This window comes from Geminocystis herdmanii PCC 6308, from assembly GCF_000332235.1.
Classification (GTDB): domain Bacteria; phylum Cyanobacteriota; class Cyanobacteriia; order Cyanobacteriales; family Cyanobacteriaceae; genus Geminocystis; species Geminocystis herdmanii.
In genome coordinates, this window is the sequence record NZ_CM001775.1 from 25,956 (window position 1) to 45,694 (window position 19,739).

The 19,739-nt window shown below is 35.4% G+C and carries 13 protein-coding genes, 1 tRNA gene, 2 pseudogenes and 1 riboswitch; of the genes and pseudogenes, 11 read left to right on the forward strand and 5 right to left on the reverse strand.

The window, feature by feature from the left end:
* Window positions 1-124: 124 nt before the first annotated feature.
* The 3 genes and pseudogenes from cas12k to SYN6308_RS23660 all read left to right on the forward strand — a co-directional run bounded on the left by cas12k (window position 125) and on the right by SYN6308_RS23660 (window position 4,369).
* Window positions 125-1,951: pseudogene (gene cas12k / locus SYN6308_RS00155) on the forward strand (type V CRISPR-associated protein Cas12k).
* A gap of 823 nt (window positions 1,952-2,774) precedes the next feature.
* A complete protein-coding gene (locus SYN6308_RS00160; protein ID WP_144051360.1) occupies window positions 2,775-4,058 on the forward strand; it encodes a site-specific integrase in 1,284 nt (427 codons plus the stop codon).
* Between the two features lie 161 nt (window positions 4,059-4,219).
* On the forward strand, window positions 4,220-4,369 hold the full coding sequence (locus SYN6308_RS23660; protein ID WP_083879508.1) for a tyrosine-type recombinase/integrase: 150 nt from the start codon (window positions 4,220-4,222) through the stop codon (window positions 4,367-4,369).
* A 91-nt stretch (window positions 4,370-4,460) separates the two neighbouring features.
* Here SYN6308_RS23660 and SYN6308_RS26065 read toward each other — a convergent pair.
* A pseudogene (locus SYN6308_RS26065) lies at window positions 4,461-6,895 on the reverse strand (Tn3 family transposase).
* 225 nt (window positions 6,896-7,120) lie between these two features.
* Here SYN6308_RS26065 and SYN6308_RS00170 point away from each other — a divergent pair.
* A complete protein-coding gene (locus tag SYN6308_RS00170) occupies window positions 7,121-8,317 on the forward strand; it encodes a VapE domain-containing protein (RefSeq protein ID WP_017292400.1) in 1,197 nt (398 codons plus the stop codon).
* 157 nt (window positions 8,318-8,474) lie between these two features.
* On the opposite strand, the gene SYN6308_RS00175 is transcribed toward SYN6308_RS00170, so the two are convergent.
* Window positions 8,475-8,548 (reverse strand) — tRNA-Arg (locus tag SYN6308_RS00175).
* A gap of 292 nt (window positions 8,549-8,840) precedes the next feature.
* Here SYN6308_RS00175 and purL point away from each other — a divergent pair.
* Window positions 8,841-11,108 carry a phosphoribosylformylglycinamidine synthase subunit PurL gene (purL, locus tag SYN6308_RS00180; RefSeq protein ID WP_017292401.1) on the forward strand — a complete coding sequence of 756 codons (2,268 nt, stop codon included), beginning with the start codon at window positions 8,841-8,843 and terminating at the stop codon, window positions 11,106-11,108.
* Between the two features lie 132 nt (window positions 11,109-11,240).
* Entirely contained in the window at window positions 11,241-11,588 is a 348-nt protein-coding gene (locus SYN6308_RS00185) for a hypothetical protein (RefSeq protein WP_017292402.1), read from the forward strand.
* 256 nt (window positions 11,589-11,844) lie between these two features.
* On the opposite strand, the gene SYN6308_RS00195 is transcribed toward SYN6308_RS00185, so the two are convergent.
* Window positions 11,845-13,002 carry a glycosyltransferase family 4 protein gene (locus SYN6308_RS00195; protein ID WP_026101828.1) on the reverse strand — a complete coding sequence of 386 codons (1,158 nt, stop codon included), beginning with the start codon at window positions 13,000-13,002 and terminating at the stop codon, window positions 11,845-11,847.
* 173 nt (window positions 13,003-13,175) lie between these two features.
* Window positions 13,176-13,235: riboswitch (Glutamine riboswitch) on the forward strand.
* A 39-nt stretch (window positions 13,236-13,274) separates the two neighbouring features.
* On the opposite strand from SYN6308_RS00195, the gene SYN6308_RS25055 reads away from it, so the two are divergent.
* The 5 genes from SYN6308_RS25055 (at window position 13,275) to SYN6308_RS00220 (ending at window position 18,411) form a co-directional block, all read left to right on the forward strand.
* Complete coding sequence (locus tag SYN6308_RS25055; protein WP_017292404.1) at window positions 13,275-13,412, forward strand: hypothetical protein; 138 nt, start codon at window positions 13,275-13,277, stop codon at window positions 13,410-13,412.
* A 230-nt stretch (window positions 13,413-13,642) separates the two neighbouring features.
* Entirely contained in the window at window positions 13,643-13,795 is a 153-nt protein-coding gene (gene pirA / locus SYN6308_RS25060; protein ID WP_017292405.1) for an arginine synthesis PII-interacting regulator PirA, read from the forward strand.
* A 418-nt stretch (window positions 13,796-14,213) separates the two neighbouring features.
* Complete coding sequence (gpmI, locus tag SYN6308_RS00210; RefSeq protein ID WP_017292406.1) at window positions 14,214-15,812, forward strand: 2,3-bisphosphoglycerate-independent phosphoglycerate mutase; 1,599 nt, start codon at window positions 14,214-14,216, stop codon at window positions 15,810-15,812.
* A gap of 488 nt (window positions 15,813-16,300) precedes the next feature.
* On the forward strand, window positions 16,301-17,776 hold the full coding sequence (purF, locus tag SYN6308_RS00215; RefSeq protein WP_192816143.1) for an amidophosphoribosyltransferase: 1,476 nt from the start codon (window positions 16,301-16,303) through the stop codon (window positions 17,774-17,776).
* 104 nt (window positions 17,777-17,880) lie between these two features.
* Window positions 17,881-18,411 (forward strand): DUF4330 domain-containing protein, encoded by a 531-nt coding sequence (locus tag SYN6308_RS00220; RefSeq protein WP_017292408.1) that lies wholly within the window; start codon window positions 17,881-17,883, stop codon window positions 18,409-18,411.
* Between the two features lie 99 nt (window positions 18,412-18,510).
* On the opposite strand, the gene SYN6308_RS00225 is transcribed toward SYN6308_RS00220, so the two are convergent.
* Window positions 18,511-19,044 carry a hypothetical protein gene (locus tag SYN6308_RS00225; RefSeq protein WP_017292409.1) on the reverse strand — a complete coding sequence of 178 codons (534 nt, stop codon included), beginning with the start codon at window positions 19,042-19,044 and terminating at the stop codon, window positions 18,511-18,513.
* 74 nt (window positions 19,045-19,118) lie between these two features.
* A complete protein-coding gene (locus SYN6308_RS00230) occupies window positions 19,119-19,604 on the reverse strand; it encodes an allophycocyanin subunit alpha-B (protein ID WP_017292410.1) in 486 nt (161 codons plus the stop codon).
* Window positions 19,605-19,739 lie beyond the last annotated feature (135 nt).

The window sequence follows — 19,739 nt, forward strand, 5'->3', positions numbered from 1 at the left end:
TTATTATTTTAATGATAACATTATGTTATTTTTAAACAAATACTAGACAGTTTGAAAAAAGTTTGTTAGAATCAGATTCAAACATTAAGGTCGAACAAAAATACTAACTAGGGTTATTCTGGAAATGGCTGTTATCACTATTCATTGTCGTCTAATTAGTAGTAAATCGAATCGTCATCAACTCTGGAACTTGATGTCGCAGAAGAATACACCCTTGATCAGTGAGTTACTATTAGAACTATCTCAACATGAAGACTTGGAACAATGGTGCGAATTAGGTAAATTACCATCAGGTTTAATTAGTAAACTATGTGATCAATTAAAACAAAGAGCCGAATTTGAAGGACAACCATCTCGTTTTTATTATAGTGCCATAACTCTTGTTGATTATATTTATAAATCTTACTTGCGAACCCAGAGACGTTTACGTTTTCAGTTGCAAGGACAGCAAAGATGGTTTGAGATGTTTAAGAGTGATACAGAATTGAAGAATGAAACTAATTTTTCCTTAACGGATATTCGAGTCAAGGCTAGAGAATTGTTCGATAAAGATTTAAAAGATTCTTCTCCCGATGACTATTTTAAGACTTATGAATCGACATCAGATTTACTAACTTGATCGGCAATATCTTACTTACTTAAAAATGGACGTAAACTTCCTGAGAAACCCGAAGATTATCAAAAATTTCAGAAACGTCGCCGTAAACTACGGATTAAGATCGAGAAATTGCAAAATAAGATAGATTCTAACCCCCCAATGGGAAGAAATCTTACTAATGATTCATGGTTAGAAATACTAAATTTCGTTTCTGATACAATTCCACAAACTGATGAGGAAGCAAAACAATGGCAAGATCAATTACTTAGACAATCCAAGTCTGTACCTTATCCTGTTATGTTCAATACCAATGAAGATTTAAGATGGAGTAAGAACAAAAAAGGACGTTTGTGTGTTACTTTTAATGGCTTGGGTAAACTTGTTTTTGAAATCTATTGTGATCAACGGCAGTTAAAATGGTTTGAGCGTTTTTATGAGGATCAGGAAGTCAAAAGAAAAGGAAAAAATCAACACTCTAGCTCTTTATTTACTCTACGCTCAGGAATGTTGCTCTGGCAAGAACATGAGGGCAAACAAGAACCATGGCAAAATAATCATTTGACTCTATATTGCGCTTTAGATACTTGTTTTGAGACGGCAGAAGGTACGGAATTAGTTCGACAGAAGAAGGTGAAAGAGGTTGTTAATCTCATTGATGCTATGAATAATAAAAGTGAGCGAACTAAAACTCAAGATGCTTTTATCAAACGCAAACAATCGACTCTCGCTCGTCTTGATAATTCTTTCCCCCGTCCAAGTAAACCTTTATATCAAGGGAATCAAAATATTGTGGTTGCTGTTTCCATGAGTTTAGAATACCCTGCAACTATTGCTGTGTTCAATATGTCTTCGCAAGAAGTTTTAACTTATCGAAGCACGAAACAACTATTAGATAATAATTATCAAGTGCTTAATCGTCAACGTAAGCAAAAGCAAAGACTTTCTCATCAAAGACATAAAACCCAGAGACAAAATTCTTCTGATTTTTTCACTCAACAAGAGTCGGAGTTAGGGCAGTATCTCGATCGTTTATTAGCTCAAAGTATTGTTTCAATAGCCACGCAGTATCAAGCTAGTACAATACTTCTCCCAAACTTGAAAAATATTCGAGATTCCATTCAAGCTGAGATAGAAGCAAAAGCCGAGGCGAAGATTCCAAATTGTAAAGAAGCTCAGAAAAAATATTTGAAGAATTATCGAATCAATATTCACCATTGGAGTTATGGACGTTTAATCGATAGTATTCAACTTCAAGCCTTGAAGTTAGATATTTTGATTCAAGAAGTAAAACAACCCATTCGAGGTAGCCCCCAAGAAAAAGCCAAACAAATGGCAATATTAACTTTGGAATGATTATAGAACCTTGAAAATTGAATATCAATCGCACCGTAGCTCATGTTTCGACCTCTGTGCTATGTAAAATGAGGGTTAGTTTGTCTGTATCATAACAGATGTGCTTTCTGACCCTAGTGACTGTCCACCCTGATGCTGCCTACTCTGTAGGGAATAAGGTGTGCACCCAGCAAAAAGGGGATAGACGTACTATAGTGATGGCACTGAACCACCTCCGATCAAGGAGGAATCTATCCTTGAGATTGTATTCTGTTTACGTCTTGATGGGAAATTAAAAAGTTACCCCTTATGCGATCGATAGAAGCTATGTATATCAATTGTTTTGGGATTTTCTTTTCAATCAAAAATCATCGTGTCTTGGCTGAAATGAACTTTTACCCAGAGCCTTCCGCAAGTAGGCATTGTTATAAGGCTTCTGAACCATAGGGGTTTCAATCAATGTTTCCCTCTGGGGTTGATTGAAAGTTAATGATTTTTGGGTTTCAACGATGTACAGGGAGGTTTCAATCAATGTTTGTCCATGTCACTGATTGCAAATATTAGTTACGATCGCAATATAAACTAAATGAATACAGTATAATTAACTTAGGATAGATTGAAAGGAGTGCTGCGATCTCACCTTATAATTTCTTCAACGACATTAATTTGTCACTACCACCTCAACGACATGAATTTGTCATCACGACACTTAATTTGGCACAATGACAGTAATTTGTCATCGATGACAATTAATTTGGCACTGTACAGCTATGGAGTATAGGGGAATCGAACTCAAATGATAACATTTTTGTTAAACTATAGCTATTTAATTTTTTAGTTTATATTGATTTCAAATCTTTATCTAATTATCGTTGAGCAAGAAATGAGCAAAAAACAAAATAATGAATATAAAGGTTATCAGGAAATTATTGATTATTGTAAATTTATCAAAAGTCAAATGCCAAAAGGAATATCTTTGTTAGTCAATGGCAAAAGGCTATATTTTCAATTTAGCACCAAATATAAATCAAGAAGTAAATATGCGACTGGTGAAAACTATACTATATTAGGATTAAATCGTTGCTTAGAAAAAGCAATTTTAATTGATCAACAATTAAAGAATTATGAGTCGGAAATTGATTTTTGGGATTGGTATGAACAAAATATCAAGGGTATTAATCAAAAGGCTTTTAATGATTTAATTACCTTCCAAGATGCTATAGAGAAAGTTAGAAAAGGATTTTTTAGCGTTCCTGATAAAAGAGGTTTACCTAGAAAAGAGGATCGTGAGTCCGATCAGAAAAGCTATGATCGGGAAAATGGGAGATACTTTAATAAATTACCATTAGACAAAACCGTTAACTATCAAATACTTTATGATACTTTATTTGGATATTGTGATAATAAAAATGAAAGAAAATTTCAAGATTGTTTAAGAGCATTTCTTCGACTATGTGAATATAATGAATTAGAGTCAATACATAAAAAATTAAGTAAGTTAAAAGTTAGTAAAAATAAACGTAATCCTAATCATAAACATCAAAAACAATCACCTTTAACTATTGACGAATTTATCCTATTTAGACAACAAATAATAAATGAAGATAATCAATATCAAGAAGAAAGAGAATTTTGGGCATTTATTTTTTCAATGCAAGTTCTTTTCGGATTAAGAATTGGTGAATTGTTATCCGCTAAAAATTTAGATAAAGATTATATTCCTTCACAAGATTTATCAGAACAAAGTGATGACCATACAATATTTAGAGCAATTTCTGATCCTGATAATTACAATAATTATTTGTATATTGGAAACTATACTGATGACGATAATAAAACCGCTAAAACAGGACATAAAATTTGTTTACCTTTTATACATCCAAATTACCCTAATTTATTAGAAGTATTAGAGATAAAACAAAATATTCCTAGATTTATAAATCGATTAAAAAATTATGGTTATAGACAATTTGTTCATCGTGGGAAAAGTAACTTAGAAAAATGGTCAGAAAAATATTTACAAAGAAAAATAAGTCAAACACATACGAATAGAAAATTAGGAAATGCTAATGGAATAGCGGCGGGTATTCCTGATAGTATCGGCGGAAACATAGGGTTCGTGTCATGAGGGGCAGTCTTCAAAAAAATAGTACAAATAAATTAGTTTTAAGGCTTGATTGATAAGTTATTTGAATCAAACTTGCCCATTTTCGCCTATTTATGGGGAAGTCATTTAAAATAGGTAGTATGAGGAGTTAATTTTTCGTCCCTGAATAGAGTCCAACTCATATGTTACGTCATAGCTGTGGTTTTTATTTAGCGAGTCAAGGTTATGATACCAGAGTAATTCAGGCTTACTTAGGGCATAAAAACATTCAGCATACAGTTCGCTATACTGAAATTTCACCAAAACGTTTTCAAGGTTTCTGGATGGATTAACACAAATTAGTGATAATAAGGTTTAGATGCGTTGCACTCGCTTAATATGGCTTTTTTCCTTATCAATAAATTTTATAGTTGCCCTTCAGTACTAAAAAAGTAATTCTATACGTTCATTAAGATCTAACTTAAACGTACCATAGGGATTAACATGACTAAAAATCAAAGGGGTAATTGCCCGTAAATCCCCTTGATTAAGCCTTGAATGCCAATGAGATTGAGCTAAAACCTGTTGAATCATTAAAGTATTAACATAGACTAAACTAATTTGTAATAAATGTAAAGACAATACGGATAACTCTTGACTTTCTAGGCGATTAGAGGCAAACTCACCACCTTTACCGTAGAAGATAAAATCATTAACACCATTCCATCTTTCCACCACATTCAAACCTTCATTAATTTCCCTTCTGATAGCTTCTGAATTCAAATATTCACTCAGGAAAATGGTTTTCACTGCCCTACCCAACTCCAACAACGCCAAATAAGTAGGATGCTTCAAGGCTGAGCGATTAAATCGTTTTAAAATAGCTTCAGTCTCTGCTGTACCTAATCTTAAGGCTGTAGCATATTTTACCATCTGGTCATATTGTTGGCGAATTAAATCCCAATTAATTGGGCGAGTCAGAATCGGCTGTAAATGAGGATAGCTATTACTTTGACCCAAGTCGGGAAGATATAGCCTTTGCACCTTAATCCTTTTGAGTCGAGGCATTAACTGAAATCCTAGTAAGTGACTAAAAGCAAACGCTACTTCACTTTGTCCATGACTATCAACATAGTTTTTCTTGACATCCATATCAGTACAATGACGTAAAACCCCTTCAATCATTGCTGCCACTTCCGATGAAGATACAGTTTTTAACTGAGAATAAATGCAAGTAGATTTCTTTTCAACGTGCCAATAAATCATTACCCCACGTCCACCATAACGCAGATGATATTGACTCATTAAGTTTTGCTCCCATGAACCAAAATGTTTACTATCACTCGCACAAGTGGTAGTTCCTTCCCCCCAGATTTCAGGATTACGAATCTCAAAAATAGCATTAACTACCGAGGCTATAGCACTTCTAAGTTGGTCTTTTTGAATGTAGCGACGGCGTACATAAAGTAAATCATGATAATTTTCGCTATTTATACCCGTATTAATGCGGTTAATCCTTTCTTTGCCGTCATCGGTTTTTTCAATAATAATATCTTTCCAACCTGTTTTTAATACCCCTTCAATGGGTATTTTTCTTCCAAGTCATAATATTTAGCTTTACTATCAGTGTATTTTTTAAGCAGTTCTAAGGCTAAAATTATGGGGCGGTGAATGTCATTATTAGAGCGAAATTCCAGCACTTCTAATAGTTGGGGTATCATCCGACGATAATGGGTAGCAAAGGAACTACGCATCACAGTATGAACTTTTTGGCGATAGGCTGTATTGGTGGATTTATATTCTTTGACTAGGTTTTTCAGGGTTTCTTGACTAACAACAGGATAAACTACGGTTTGAATCACTCCTTCAGGATTAGCTAGGGCTACTTCGGCAATACGAAAAAGGATATTAGTTTTTCCATTTACGAGTTTAAAGTCTTCAATCATTTCTTTTTGAATACGTTTTTCAGCTCTTGTGCCAATGCGTTTAATAATTGAGATGAGAATTTCAATTAGATTATCGATAATTTCTTGACTACGTTGGTGACAAAAAGCGCTCATTAGTGTGTAGCGTATTGGTTCGGGATGTTGTCGTAAGTCATAGGGAGATTCTGTGGCGGCTCTTTGACGGTATTTTTGAATGATTTTGGCTGATATTCCTTGAAATAAATCTGTGGGTAATCCTACGGCTCGAATTCGTTTTAGTTTTTCAATTTCTGTGAGAAAGGTATCTAAGCCCACTGGACCTGGATCTGTTTTAATAAAGGCAAAGTCGGAGGTTTTTAGTTTTGGAGAAGATGTTGATTCATCTTCATTATTGTCATCCGTTTTGAGAAGAATATCAATTTGCTCTTTGATTATCGTGGTTAATTTTGATGTTACCTGATTACACCATTGACTTTCCGATACTGATAAAGCATGACGAATTAAGCGTTCTATTCTATTGACGGTAGGTGGTTCAATTTGTAATTCACGAAACTTTTGATAAACAATTTCTTTGATGGACTCAATTTTTTGTTCGTTGGGAATAATTTCCGCTATCAGCCAATTGCTTATTTGTTCACTATCCTGTGTTGTTGCTGTTCTAAAGTTAAATAGAGTCCGAATTTCAGCTCGATAAACTTTTGCACTACGTCCTTGAGGATTATAGTCTGAGTAAGAGCTAACAGGAATATTAAGTTGATTAGCAATGTAAGATATTATTAAATCAGGTATTTGTTCCGAAGTATCAGGAAAACGAGCCCTTAGTTGAAAATATTTGAGTATTATAGCGAAACCTATTTTATTTCCACCAATCTTATTAGTTAGTAATTTTAATTCTTGGGGAATAAGTGTCCAATTTTCGATTAGCTCTTCTGTTTGCCAATTTTTCTTGAGCATTAATTATTTTCACAATTTGCAGATCTAACAAATCTCACAATAGTCGGAAAAGGTCTATCTTCAAAAATATTTATAACTGCATACTATTTAATATTTGTCAAATGGTTATTTATTAACATATTTGTAAAACTTATCATTTGAGAGGAAAAAAGACTCTTAACAGTCAAGGAAGAAAAAAGACTAAAACTATTGCTAAGTATAGCTTTGAGCTTCTCACTGCCCCTCATGACACGAACCCTATGTTTCCGCCTAATCGCTCATCAAAATTGGTGTTGTGAGTTAGCAGAATTTGAGACAATCACCAATAAAAAGGCAAGTGGTGAATTAAAAGCCTTTTTAAGTAAGTCAGTGGACACTTTCAGAGAACCTTATGCACGATCAAGTCGTAGTATTAAACGTCAATGTGTCATGGTCGGTTCAGTTAATGAATGTGAGTTTTTAGTGGATACTACTGGTAATAGAAGATTTTGGGTTATTCCAGTTAACACCCAAATTGATACGGATAAGGTAATTAAATTTCGTGATGCTATCTGGTATCAAGCTAAAAAAGCATTTTTGGAAGGTGAATTTTGGTACTTAGAAGAAAAGTATCAAAAACAAAGTGAACAGTTAAACAAAGAGTATTTATATCAGAGTACATGGGATTGTCCAGAACTTGATAATTACTTACAAGGTTTTGAAACAATTGGTATTAGTGGTAAAGATATTTTAAAACAAGTTTTTCAATTTGAATTGAAAGATATTAATCGTGGTCATGAGATTAAAATAGGTCAAATTTTGCGTAAAAAAGGATGGGAAAATAAACCAATAAAAAAAGATGGAAAAACGATCAGACTTTGGGTCAAAGATTTTACTTCTGATTTTTCTGTAAGGTTTGAGAATTTAATTGATCCATTTGATCCAAAACTAGAAACCTTATACAGCAATGGGTACAATAAGGATCAAACTAAGGATCAAACGGATCAAATAAAAGAGTTTGATCCATTGGAGAAAAGTATGGATCAATTAAAATCATTAAATGATCCTTTATTTGATCCAAGCTCAAACCCTTATAAATCAATAGATGGATCAAAGGATCAAACGGATCAATTAAAATCGCACACTTTACAAATTTCTGCAAAAAATGATGAATCATCACTAAACAGTAATGAACTTGAAAAAAATCAAGACAACTTAAATGCCCCCCCAAATGAAGATGACAAAACTCAAAATGATGAAAAGCAATTAAAAGATGCTAGAAAATTTTTATATAAAGAATTAAAGATTAATAATATTGCTGATAAAGAATCAATATTGACCTATATTCGTAAAGGTTTAGGCAATAACTCTATTAATTCATTTTATGATTTGTCGATCGATCAGTGTTGTTATTTAATTAATAACTTAAGAGGTATAGAAAATATTTTGGAAGAAAAAGGTTAATTTCATTTTGTTAGTTGTCTATCAAGTGATACAAATCTACTTGATTACTAATAAAATTATAGTGATTATGAATAAATTGAGAATAAAATGAGAATAAGGTTAGTTAAAAAATAGTTGACAGAAAATGAAAGCCTTGAAAAATAGGCATAAAAAAACACGGGTGCGACAGGACTCGAACCTGTGACCGACTGCTTAGAAGGCAGTTGCTCTATCCATCTGAGCTACGCACCCTTAAAATACGCTTTACTATCATAACTCATTATCTGTTGTTTTTGCAACTATACTTGGCGAGGGCATAATTTGAGTTTGGTGAAGGTAGGCAAAAGGCAAGTAGGCAAGAGGCAACTATACATTTTGCAACATCAGATTATAACCTTGATGAGTATATTAACCGTTATTAATTTGAACAATTATTAATAGTACAATATTTTTTGTATTTTATCAATAATTTTACCCCTTAACAATCTTGCTCATTGCCGATCGTACTGGTATATTGTTATTAAGTCAATCAATGAGAAAAAATATGTCAGTACCCTTTACCCCCCAAGAAATCGCCTCCGAAGGCATTAAACCTGCTGAATATGAAGACATCGTCAAAAGATTAGGCAGACATCCCAACAAAGCAGAATTAGGTATGTTTGGGGTAATGTGGTCAGAACATTGTTGTTATAAAAACTCTAAGCCTCTTTTATCTCAGTTTCCCACAGAAGGCGATCGAATTCTAGTCGGACCCGGAGAAAATGCAGGGGTAGTGGATTTCGGTAATGGTTTACGAGTTGCTTTCAAAATTGAATCCCATAACCATCCTAGCGCGATCGAACCTTTTCAGGGAGCAGCCACAGGGGTGGGCGGTATCCTTAGAGATATTTTCACTATGGGTGCGCGTCCGATCGCCATTCTCAATTCCTTACGCTTCGGTAACTTAGACAATCCTCACACCAAACGCATTTTTAAAGGAGTTGTAGAGGGTATATCACATTATGGTAACTGCGTGGGCGTACCTACCGTTGGGGGAGAGGTTTATTTTAATTCTGCTTACAGTGGCAATCCCCTTGTTAATGCTATGGCGATCGGACTTATGGAAACCAATGATATAGTTAAATCAGGGGCTTCAGGTATTGGGAATCCCGTGCTGTATGTGGGATCAACTACGGGGAGAGACGGCATGGGGGGGGCTAGTTTTGCCAGTGCCGAATTGACGGATGAATCACTGGACGATCGACCCGCAGTACAAGTAGGCGATCCTTTTCTCGAAAAATCCCTCATTGAAGCCTGTTTAGAAGCCTTTAAAACGGGGGCGGTAGTAGCTGCCCAAGATATGGGGGCAGCAGGTATTACTTGCTCCACTTCAGAAATGGCGGCAAAAGGAGGAGTGGGGATTGAGTTAGACTTAGACAAAATTCCAGCACGGGAAAAAGGTATGATACCTTACGAATATCTCCTGTCGGAATCCCAAGAAAGAATGCTCTTTGTAGCCCATAAAGGGAGAGAGCAAGAATTAATCGAAATCTTTGAAAGATGGGGACTCCATGCCGTTGTCGCAGGTACTGTTATCGATGAACCCATCGTTCGCATATTACATCAAGGTTCGATCGCAGCCGAAGTGCCTTCCACCGCTTTAGCTGATAATACACCAATTTATCACCATGAAGTCTTGACAAATCCTCCAGAATATGCTACGTCAGCATGGGCATGGACAGAAGCAGAATTACCAGAAGTTGAGGAGAAAGGAGTCAATGGGCAAAATTGGGAGCAAATTTTATTAACTTTGTTAGATACCCCTAGTATTGCCTCAAAACGGTGGATTTATCGTCAATATGATCATCAAGTGCAAAACAATACGGTAATGTTGCCCGGGGGAGCGGATGCGTCTATTATCAGAGTGCGCCCTGTTAACGGTAAACCTGAGTTAGCCAAGACTGGCATCGCCGCTACAACGGATTGTAACCCCCGTTATGTCTATTTAGAGCCGAATTTAGGGGCAAAATTAGCGGTTGCCGAAGCCGCTCGTAATTTGAGTTGTGTCGGGGCGCAACCTATCGCCATTACCGATAATCTCAACTTCGGAAGTCCAGAAAAACCCATCGGTTATTGGCAATTACACCACGCTTGTCAAGGCATTGCGGAGGCTTGTCGAGAGTTTGACACCCCTGTTACTGGTGGTAACGTTTCATTGTATAACGAGACGATCGACTCTGAGGGCAATCCCCAACCAATTTATCCCACTCCCGTTATTGGCATGGTGGGTTTAATCCCCGACATCGACAAAATTTGTGGGCAAGGTTGGCAAAAAGAGGGCGACTTGATTTATTTGCTAGGGAAGTTTAAACCTAGTTTGGGCGCTTCAGAATATCTTGCTACGATTCACAATACCATCGCAGGAAAACCTCCTGAGTTAGACTATGAATTAGAAAAACAAGTGCAGGAGGCTTGTCGGGAAGGCATTAGTCAGGGCATGGTAAAATCTGCCCATGATGTCAGTGAGGGGGGAGTTGCCGTTGCCTTAGGGGAGTCTTGTATCAGTGGTAAGTTAGGTTGTGAGGTGAATTTACCAAGTATTGACTCTCGTTTAGATAGTGTTTTATTTGGAGAATTAGCGAGTTTAATTATTGTCTCTGTTAATCCTGAAAATCAAGCTAATTGGGAAGCCTTATTACATAGTAAATTGGGCAATAATTGGCATAAAATAGGACAAGTAAAAGGCTCTAATTTAACTATCCATAATCTCATTAATTTAGATGTTAAAATTATTACTGATACTTGGGCAAATTCGATCGAAAATAGACTATAGTTCGTAGTCATGACTTTCGTCATCAAATGGTGGGTAATACCCACCCTACTAATTTTCAGTAGCAATTCTTAAAATTGAGATAGCATTACTATATATTGACAATTACTCGATCGAACCTAAAAATAGAACAACATGGAAAACAATACTCTATTAAATATAGTCCAACAAGGTTTTAGAACAGCCCTTGGTGCAACGGCAGAAGCCATAGAAACCTTACAGGATAATCAGAAACGCAGTCAAATTTTATCAGACTTAAATGTTCAATGGCAAGAAAAATCTCAAACATGGTCTGAAAAAGGTACAATGACAGAACAGGAAGCTAAAAAAATTATAGAACAATTCTTTAAAGGCTACCATCATAAAAATCAATCTCCCCAAAACATAGAAATTACCTTAGAAAATAATCCAAATGGTAGTATCAATGAACTTACCAACGAAATTATTATATTAAGAGAAGAATTACAAAATCTTAACAATTAACAAATTTTACCTAATCCTCTAATCCCCGAATCCCCTCTCCCGAATCCCCGAATCCCCTCTCCCGAATCCCCTAACACCCTTTGCTATACCAACCTCACTAGAATATTTTGTCTGAAGATTAGTTATAATATAACTATCAACTGTCAACTTGGGTTAATTCTTTTAACCCGTATAAGTCAACTATCAACTAGCCTCCCAGTCTTTTGAGACATCCTTCTTCCGAAGGAATGGGAGGTTTTAATATTGACAATTTTCTCTACAAAATTGATTGATAGGCTTGGAGGGTTTCTTGTGCTACTCTATGCCATGAGTATAATTTCGATCGAGCTTTTCCCTTGATAATTAACTCTTGTCGTAATTCTGGTTGACTAATAACTTGATAAATAGTTTCTGCGAGGGAAATATAATCTTCTGGATTGACATACAAAGCAGAATCTCGCGCAACTTCAGGTAATGATGATGTGTTAGAAGTAATAACAGGCGCGCCTAACGTCATGGCTTCTAATACGGGTAAACCAAAACCTTCGTAAAAAGAAGGATAGACAAACACATCTGTTAAATGATAACAAACGGCGACTTCATCATCAGATAAATAGCCTAAATGGTGTATATCTTGTTTAAATTCACAGTTTTCGATTTCTGTAAAAATTGTTTCATAATTCCAGCCTTTTTGTCCCACTAATATTAAATGATGATGAATCAAATATTTTTTCTTGAGTAAATTAAAGGCTTTTACTAAATTAATTATATTCTTTCTCGGTTCGATCGTGCTGACAAATAAGATATAAGGTTCGCTAAAATCATAATTTATTTTAGTTTTAATAACCTCAATATTTTTATTATCTAAATAATTAGTATTATATCGACTTGCTTCTGAGGTAATAAATATCTTATCTTTTTTGATACCGAAATAGTCAATAATATCTTGTTGGGTACTTTGAGCAAAAGTAATAATTAAATCTGTCCACTGCAAACATTTTTTAATTCTTTCTGTGTAACTTTTAACAATTTTACTACTATAAAAAGGAAATTTAAGAAAAGTTAAATCATGAATTGTCATCACTTTTTTTGCATCAGGAAAAGGATAGACATAATGATCAGTACCATGAATTATATCCACATCCTGCCAAAATCCATCGTGCTGAGGTATAAACAACCCTGCGGATTTACCCAACCAATTACTCACCGTCACGGGAAACGGCAAAAACTTGACAGGATTAATATTTCGCAAAGTTTCAGGTAGTGTACGATCTAACTTTAACCACTGAGACATGGAAGGCTGTCGATAAATATTAACAGAGTAATTTGTCTCATCCTCTAAGGCTTTTAAACCCTTAATCAAATTATAGGTATAGTATCCCACCCCACTAGGACAATCCCGCATTGAACTACAATCTACTAATATCTTCATTATCTTATATTTATCTCGATCGTTCTATGATTAATCATTCTTAACAATAGCTGAAATGGAGTACTAAACAGGGTTTTAACCTTCAGTTTTGAGATAAATTAAGAAATTCTGCACTTTTTGAAAAAAAGAGTTGTCAAATTGGATACTTTTTCGTTATATTTAAAGAGTAAGGATAAATCGTTCATCTGTTTACACAGACGGAAGTAAAAAGCTCAAATCTTTTGAAGGAACGCGCCTCAAATCTAAACCCATCAAAAATTAGAGGAGGCGACATTATGAACGCTAAACAAAATAACAATCTCGGTTCAATAAGTCAACAAGCACGTTTGTTAATGGTTGATAATCGTCAACGCAAACAAAATCGTCAAGCTAGTATGTTAGAAAGATCAGCGAAACAAGTTGGACTCGAATAATTAAATTTCCGTATCATTGATATTTTTAGTAGGGACGCAAGGTTTGCGTCCAGTAACAAACCCAAGGTTTGCGTCCAGTAACAAACGCAAGGTTTGCGTCCAGTAACAAACCCAAGGTTTGCGTCCAGTAACAAACTCAAGGTTTGCGTCCGTTACAGTAAAGTTGCGGTTGATCTAAAAATATCCCAAACAAAATAAATCATTTATATAATTACATTAGAGGTGAGAATATGATTAATCCAAAAACAGTAGAAAGTGCCAGACAAGCCCACAGAAACTCTTTATTAGAAACTTTAGAACGTCGTTTAGAAGTAGCTAAATCCAAAGGGCAAACCGCATTAGTGAATCAATTAGAAGCAGAAAAACGTTATTATCTCAAATAAAAAATTTGCTTAATATTATTTAATTGAAGATAAAAAATATCGAGAATTAGTCTTAGTAAATATGGCTAATTCTTTTTTTGTTTAAGTTCGTAATGAGTGTTTCAAAAACCTCTGTTGCCCGTTGCCCACCTTCACCAGTATCTTTTATTCCCTTCCTGAGTATAATTGGTGAAAATCAATTATTACTGCCCTGAGTGTCCTAGTCAATCGAAAGGATAGTTTTTTATCAGTTCTTTACCTAATACCGAATACCTAACACCTTGTCTTTAATCAATAAATTTTATAGTTCACTCTCAGATAATGTCAGGTAAATTTGAAAAATGTTTTACAGTAACTAAGGTCAATGTTATTATTCTAGTATCGAATTGCAACTATTTTTACAGTTTATACTATAAATATTTGATACAGAGTAAATATTATGACTCCACAAGCAGTTTCTCCCGTCGTATTAGTAATTTTAGATGGTTGGGGTTATCGAGAAGATTCAGAGGATAATGCGATCGCACTGGCAAAAACCCCAGTGATGGACAGTTTATTAGAAGTTTATCCTCAGACTCTTATCAACGCATCAGGCAAAGCCGTTGGCTTACCTAATGGACAAATGGGCAACTCAGAAGTAGGACACTTGAACATAGGAGCAGGACGAGTCGTTCCCCAAGAATTAGTAAGAATATCCGACGCTGTAGAAGATGGTTCAATTTTTCAAGACTCCACATTAAAGGAAATTTGTCAGAATGTAATCAAGTCTCAAGGTAAATTACATCTTATGGGATTATGTTCCGATGGCGGAGTCCATTCTCATATAGATCATTTGCTCGGTTTACTAGACTTAGCTAAATTACACGGTGTTTCTGAGGTTTGTGTTCACGTTATCACCGATGGGAGAGATACGAACCCTAATGATGGTATCAATTATGTCAAAATCATTGAAGAACATATTGCTAAAATTGGCTTAGGTAAAATTGTCACTATTTGCGGACGTTATCATGCGATGGATCGAGATCGCCGTTGGGATCGAGTCAAAAAAGCCTATGATTTATATACCATAGACGGTACAGGAGATGGTAGAACCGCAGTACAAGTCATGGAAGACACCTACAAGGAAAACATCAATGATGAATTTATTGAACCGACACGCATCGCCCAAGGTGCAGTAGAATCAGGAGATGGAGTCATTTTCTACAACTTCCGTCCAGATCGAGCCAGAGAACTATGTTATGCTTTCACCATGGATGACTTTAACGGTTTTGAACGGGAAAAAATTAAAAACCTTCATTTTGTCACCTTTACCCAATATGATCCTAATTTACCCGTAAAAGTGGTATTTGAGCCTCAATTATTAACCAATATTTTAGGGGAAGTGATTGCCAACGCAGGATTAAAACAATTTCGTACCTCAGAAACAGAAAAATATCCCCATGTTACCTACTTCTTTAACGGTGGATTAGAGCAACCCTTAGAAGGAGAAGATCGAGAATTAGTACAAAGTCCTATGGTTGCAACCTATGACAAAGCTCCTGCGATGTCGGCAGTAGAGTTAACGCAGGTAGCCTCTAAAGCCATTACTAAGGGTATTTACTCTTTTGTGGTGATCAACTACGCTAACCCAGATATGGTAGGTCATACAGGCAAATTAGAAGCCGCTAAGAGTGCGATCGAAACCGTTGATCATTGCTTAGGAAAACTCCTCAGAGCCATTAACCAAGTTGGTGGTACAGTATTGATCACCGCCGATCATGGTAACGCAGAATACATGAAGGATGAAAACGGTAATCCTTGGACTGCCCACACCACAAATCAAGTACCTTTTATTTTAGTAGAAGGAGAAGGGCGTAAAATAGTTGGTCATGGTGGTAACGTCAAACTCAGAGAAAACGGTAAACTAGCAGATATTGCACCCACAATTCTCGAAATTTTGCAACTACCGAAACCCCAAGAAATGACAGGAGAATCTTTAATCAAAAAATCTGAATACGAAGTGAAAAAAAGTCGTACTCCCGTGAGTATTTCTGTTTAAAAAATTAGAAAGTAGGGACACAAGGTTTGTGTCCATAAACACAAGGTTTGTGTCCATAAACACAAGGTTTGTGTCCATAAACACAAGGTTTGTGTCCATAAACACAAGGTTTGTGTCCATAAACATAAGATTTGTATCCATAAACATAAGATTTGTGTCTCAAATTTTTGGTTAAGAGAAAGTAATAAGTAATAAGTAATAAGTTTTGATAATTTACTATCATCAATTGATTATTTCAAGATTTATTATTAGTTAAAATGTGTAAGTAAAAAATCTCCCTAATCCCCTAATCCCCTAATCCCCTAACTCCCCAACATTTTTATCAACTTACTTTGAAACAACCCTGCTGATTTATAAGGAGAAGTCATCGGATTGTTTAAGAATTGGTTAAAGAAAATAAAAATAATACCCTTAAAGTCTGTTAAGATTGACCTTGTGCAAAATAAAAATATTTAACTGAGCAGGTAGAGAAAAATCTCGGACAAAATATGAAGGACAATCAATACAATATGATCGATCGACATTCCCTCAGTCAAAGAGGAGATAAACCAGAAGAAGCCTGTGGAGTCTTTGGTGTTTATGCACCAGAAGAAACCGTAGCCAAATTAGCATACTTTGGTTTATATGCACTACAACATCGAGGACAAGAATCCGCAGGAATAGCCACCTTTGACGGAGAAGCCTGTTACTGTTATAAAAATATGGGCTTAGTATCTCAGGTTTTCAATGAGTCCATCTTAAATAATTTACCGGGTAAAATTGCCGTAGGACATACCCGTTACTCTACCACAGGCTCTAGTTTACAAGCAAATGCGCAACCGGCTGTTATTAACACAAGGTTAGGAAAACTGGCTCTTGCCCACAATGGAAACTTAGTTAATACCGTAGAATTACGAGAAGAATTAAACAAGCGTAATTGTGAATTTATCACTACCACAGACTCAGAAATGATTGCCTTAATGATGGGCAAAGAAGTCGATACAGGTAAAAATTGGGTGGAAGCTGCCATTAGTGCCTTTAAATGGTGTAAAGGAGCTTATAGTTTAGTAATTGGTACTTCTGTGGGTATAATTGGGGCAAGAGACCCTTATGGTATTCGTCCTTTAGTAATTGGTAAAATGGTGGAAGAAGGCAACCCCATTCGCTACGTTTTAGCCTCTGAAACCTGCGCCCTCGATATTATTGGTGCTGATTATATCAGGGATGTTGAACCGGGGGAATTAGTTTGGATTACTGAAGATGGTTTAACTTCCATTCAGTGGGCAGAAAAAACCGAACATAAATTATGTGTATTCGAGATGATCTATTTTGCTCGTCCTGATAGTATTATGGGTAATGATAGTCTTTACGCCTATCGTTTAAGATTAGGGGAACAATTAGCGAAAGAGTCTTTAGTTGATGCGGATATGGTAATGGGTGTACCTGATTCGGGGATTCCTGCCGCCATCGGTTATTCTCGTTATACAGGGATTACCTATCAAGAAGGGTTAATTAAAAATCGCTATGTGGGGCGAACTTTTATACAACCGACTCAGCACATGAGAGAACATGGAATTAAAATGAAACTAAACCCTCTCAAGGATGTTTTAGCAGGAAAACGGATCATTATTATTGATGATTCGATCGTGCGAGGTACAACAAGTCGTAAAATAGTTCGTGCCTTGAGAGACGCAGGGGCGAAAGAAGTACATATGAAAATTTCTTCTCCTCCTGTAACTCATCCTTGTTTTTATGGTATTGATACCGATAGTCAAGATCATTTGATCGCTGCGACGAAAAAAGTTGAAGAAATAGGAAGACAAATTGAAGTGGATACTTTGACTTATTTATCTCAAGAAGGGATGTTAAAAGTTACTAACGAAAACCCTCAAAATTTCTGTACTGCTTGTTTTAATGGTCATTATCCTATAGATATTCCCGAAGATGTTAAACGATCGAAATTAATCCTCGAAACAGCATCTTAGAGAATTGAGAATTGAGAATTCATAATTAATAAATCATTCCTCATTTCTCTTGAGGCAAGTTCTAAGTTATATTTGGAAAAGTTTGTTTTTATAATTGAATTTCTATGAAGATTATTGACTCTAAAGGTCGTTTATTCGGTAAAGTAAATATACTAGATTTAGGTGCGATCGCAGTTATTCTTTTAGTTTTGATCGGTATCTTTATTGTACCCGGTCCTACAGGTTCGATCGCCCAAGTGGGAAGTGGAGCAAGTGACACGATCGAGTTAAATGTATTAGTAAGGGGTTTAAGTGTCAAAAATGCTCCCGAATTTCTTGCTTCTCTCAAAGATAGTACTGTCAAGATTATTGTCAGAAATGAACCTTCAGGCACATTAAATATAGAATCGGTAGAAGAATTACCTAACTATATCATCGCCAGTCAACCTGACGGTAGTGTAAAAGCGGTACTTGATCCTCGTCCTATTGTAGCATTCAGTACCGATATGTTAATGTTAACCAGTGGAAAAGGACAAATGACTAATGATGGTGCAGTATTAGCTAACCAAAAAATCAAAATTGGTACGGTTTTAGAACTTGACGGTACTAACTATAATTTCAGAGGCAGTGTTATTGGAGTCAATAAAAGAAGCTAACAATTAACCAATGTGTAGGTTGGGTTAAGGAAACGAAACCCAACAAAAACGCCCCTTACTAATCGATTAATTTTATAATTCAGTGAGGTTGACGAATAGTTAAGATGGATAAAAAAAATTGAATAAAATAAAGCCCAAAGAAAAGGCTGTAGAAGCGACAATAAAAATAAAAGTAACGATTTGCCAATTTTTATATTTAAGTTTTTGTAAATCTAAACGCAGTAAAATATTACTAGATACGATTACTAATAAATGGGAAAAATAATCAAAAGAACAAAAAACAAATACCAGTACGATCGACCAGAATAAAATAGCAATAAAAGCCTTTAAATCAGAGTTAATACTTTCTTCAAAAATAAAAGTAATTAACACTAAAGGACTGCTTAAAATTAAAGAAATAAAAACTGTTGCTAAGAGTATTAATAATTTAATAATTAAAGGTAAAAAATTCTCTTCAATCAGTAAATTAATAATAGTATTTTGTTCTCTAATTACGATCGCCCAATGATTAGCCGGTTTAGCGATCGTCCATCCTACGACACCATAAGTACAGAAAAAAAGACTAAAAGAAAGCAGTAAATTTGTATCGAGCCAAGAAATATTTTCCGTTATTTTACTGAAAGATTTTGGCATAACAACTAACTCTCAATACTTTTAATTATGAAAATATTAAGGGCAGAAGCCCTTACTAAAAGCTCGTTAAAAAACTAAGCCATACATTGAACCATATAATCAAAATAAGCCCCAGCTTCTAGGGCTTCTTCTTTGCTGAGTAAAGCTAAAGAAGCCTCTTTCAAACAACGAATTGATTCAATCATTCCATTCAAAGGAACTCCCAAAGAATTATACATTTCTTTGACCCCAATTAAGCCAATTTTTTCGATGGGTTCTTTATCTCCAGCTAAGATTCCGTAGGTAGCTAAACGTAAATACCAACCAAAATCTCTGATACATTGATTATACTGTTTTTGACCTGACGCATTACCACCGGGGGCTCTGAAATCAGGGCGTTTTCTGAATAACTCCCGACTAGCTTTCTCGACGATTTTTTTCTCGTTTTCTGCTAGAGTTTCAGCAATTTTCAACCGTTGTAAACCAGAATCTAAAAATGATTTAATTCCCTGTAATTCACCGCTACTGGGGTAGCGTAATTCATCATCAGCTTTGAGAATAACTTGACTAACTATGCTCATTTTATTAACGAGTATTATTTTCTTAAATTTAACGATTATATCACTGTGGCATACCCTCATCCGCATTAAAATTATGCCATGAGTTTCTTTGGCATGAATACCAAAGGGTTTGATCGTTAGGTGATGCCAACCCCA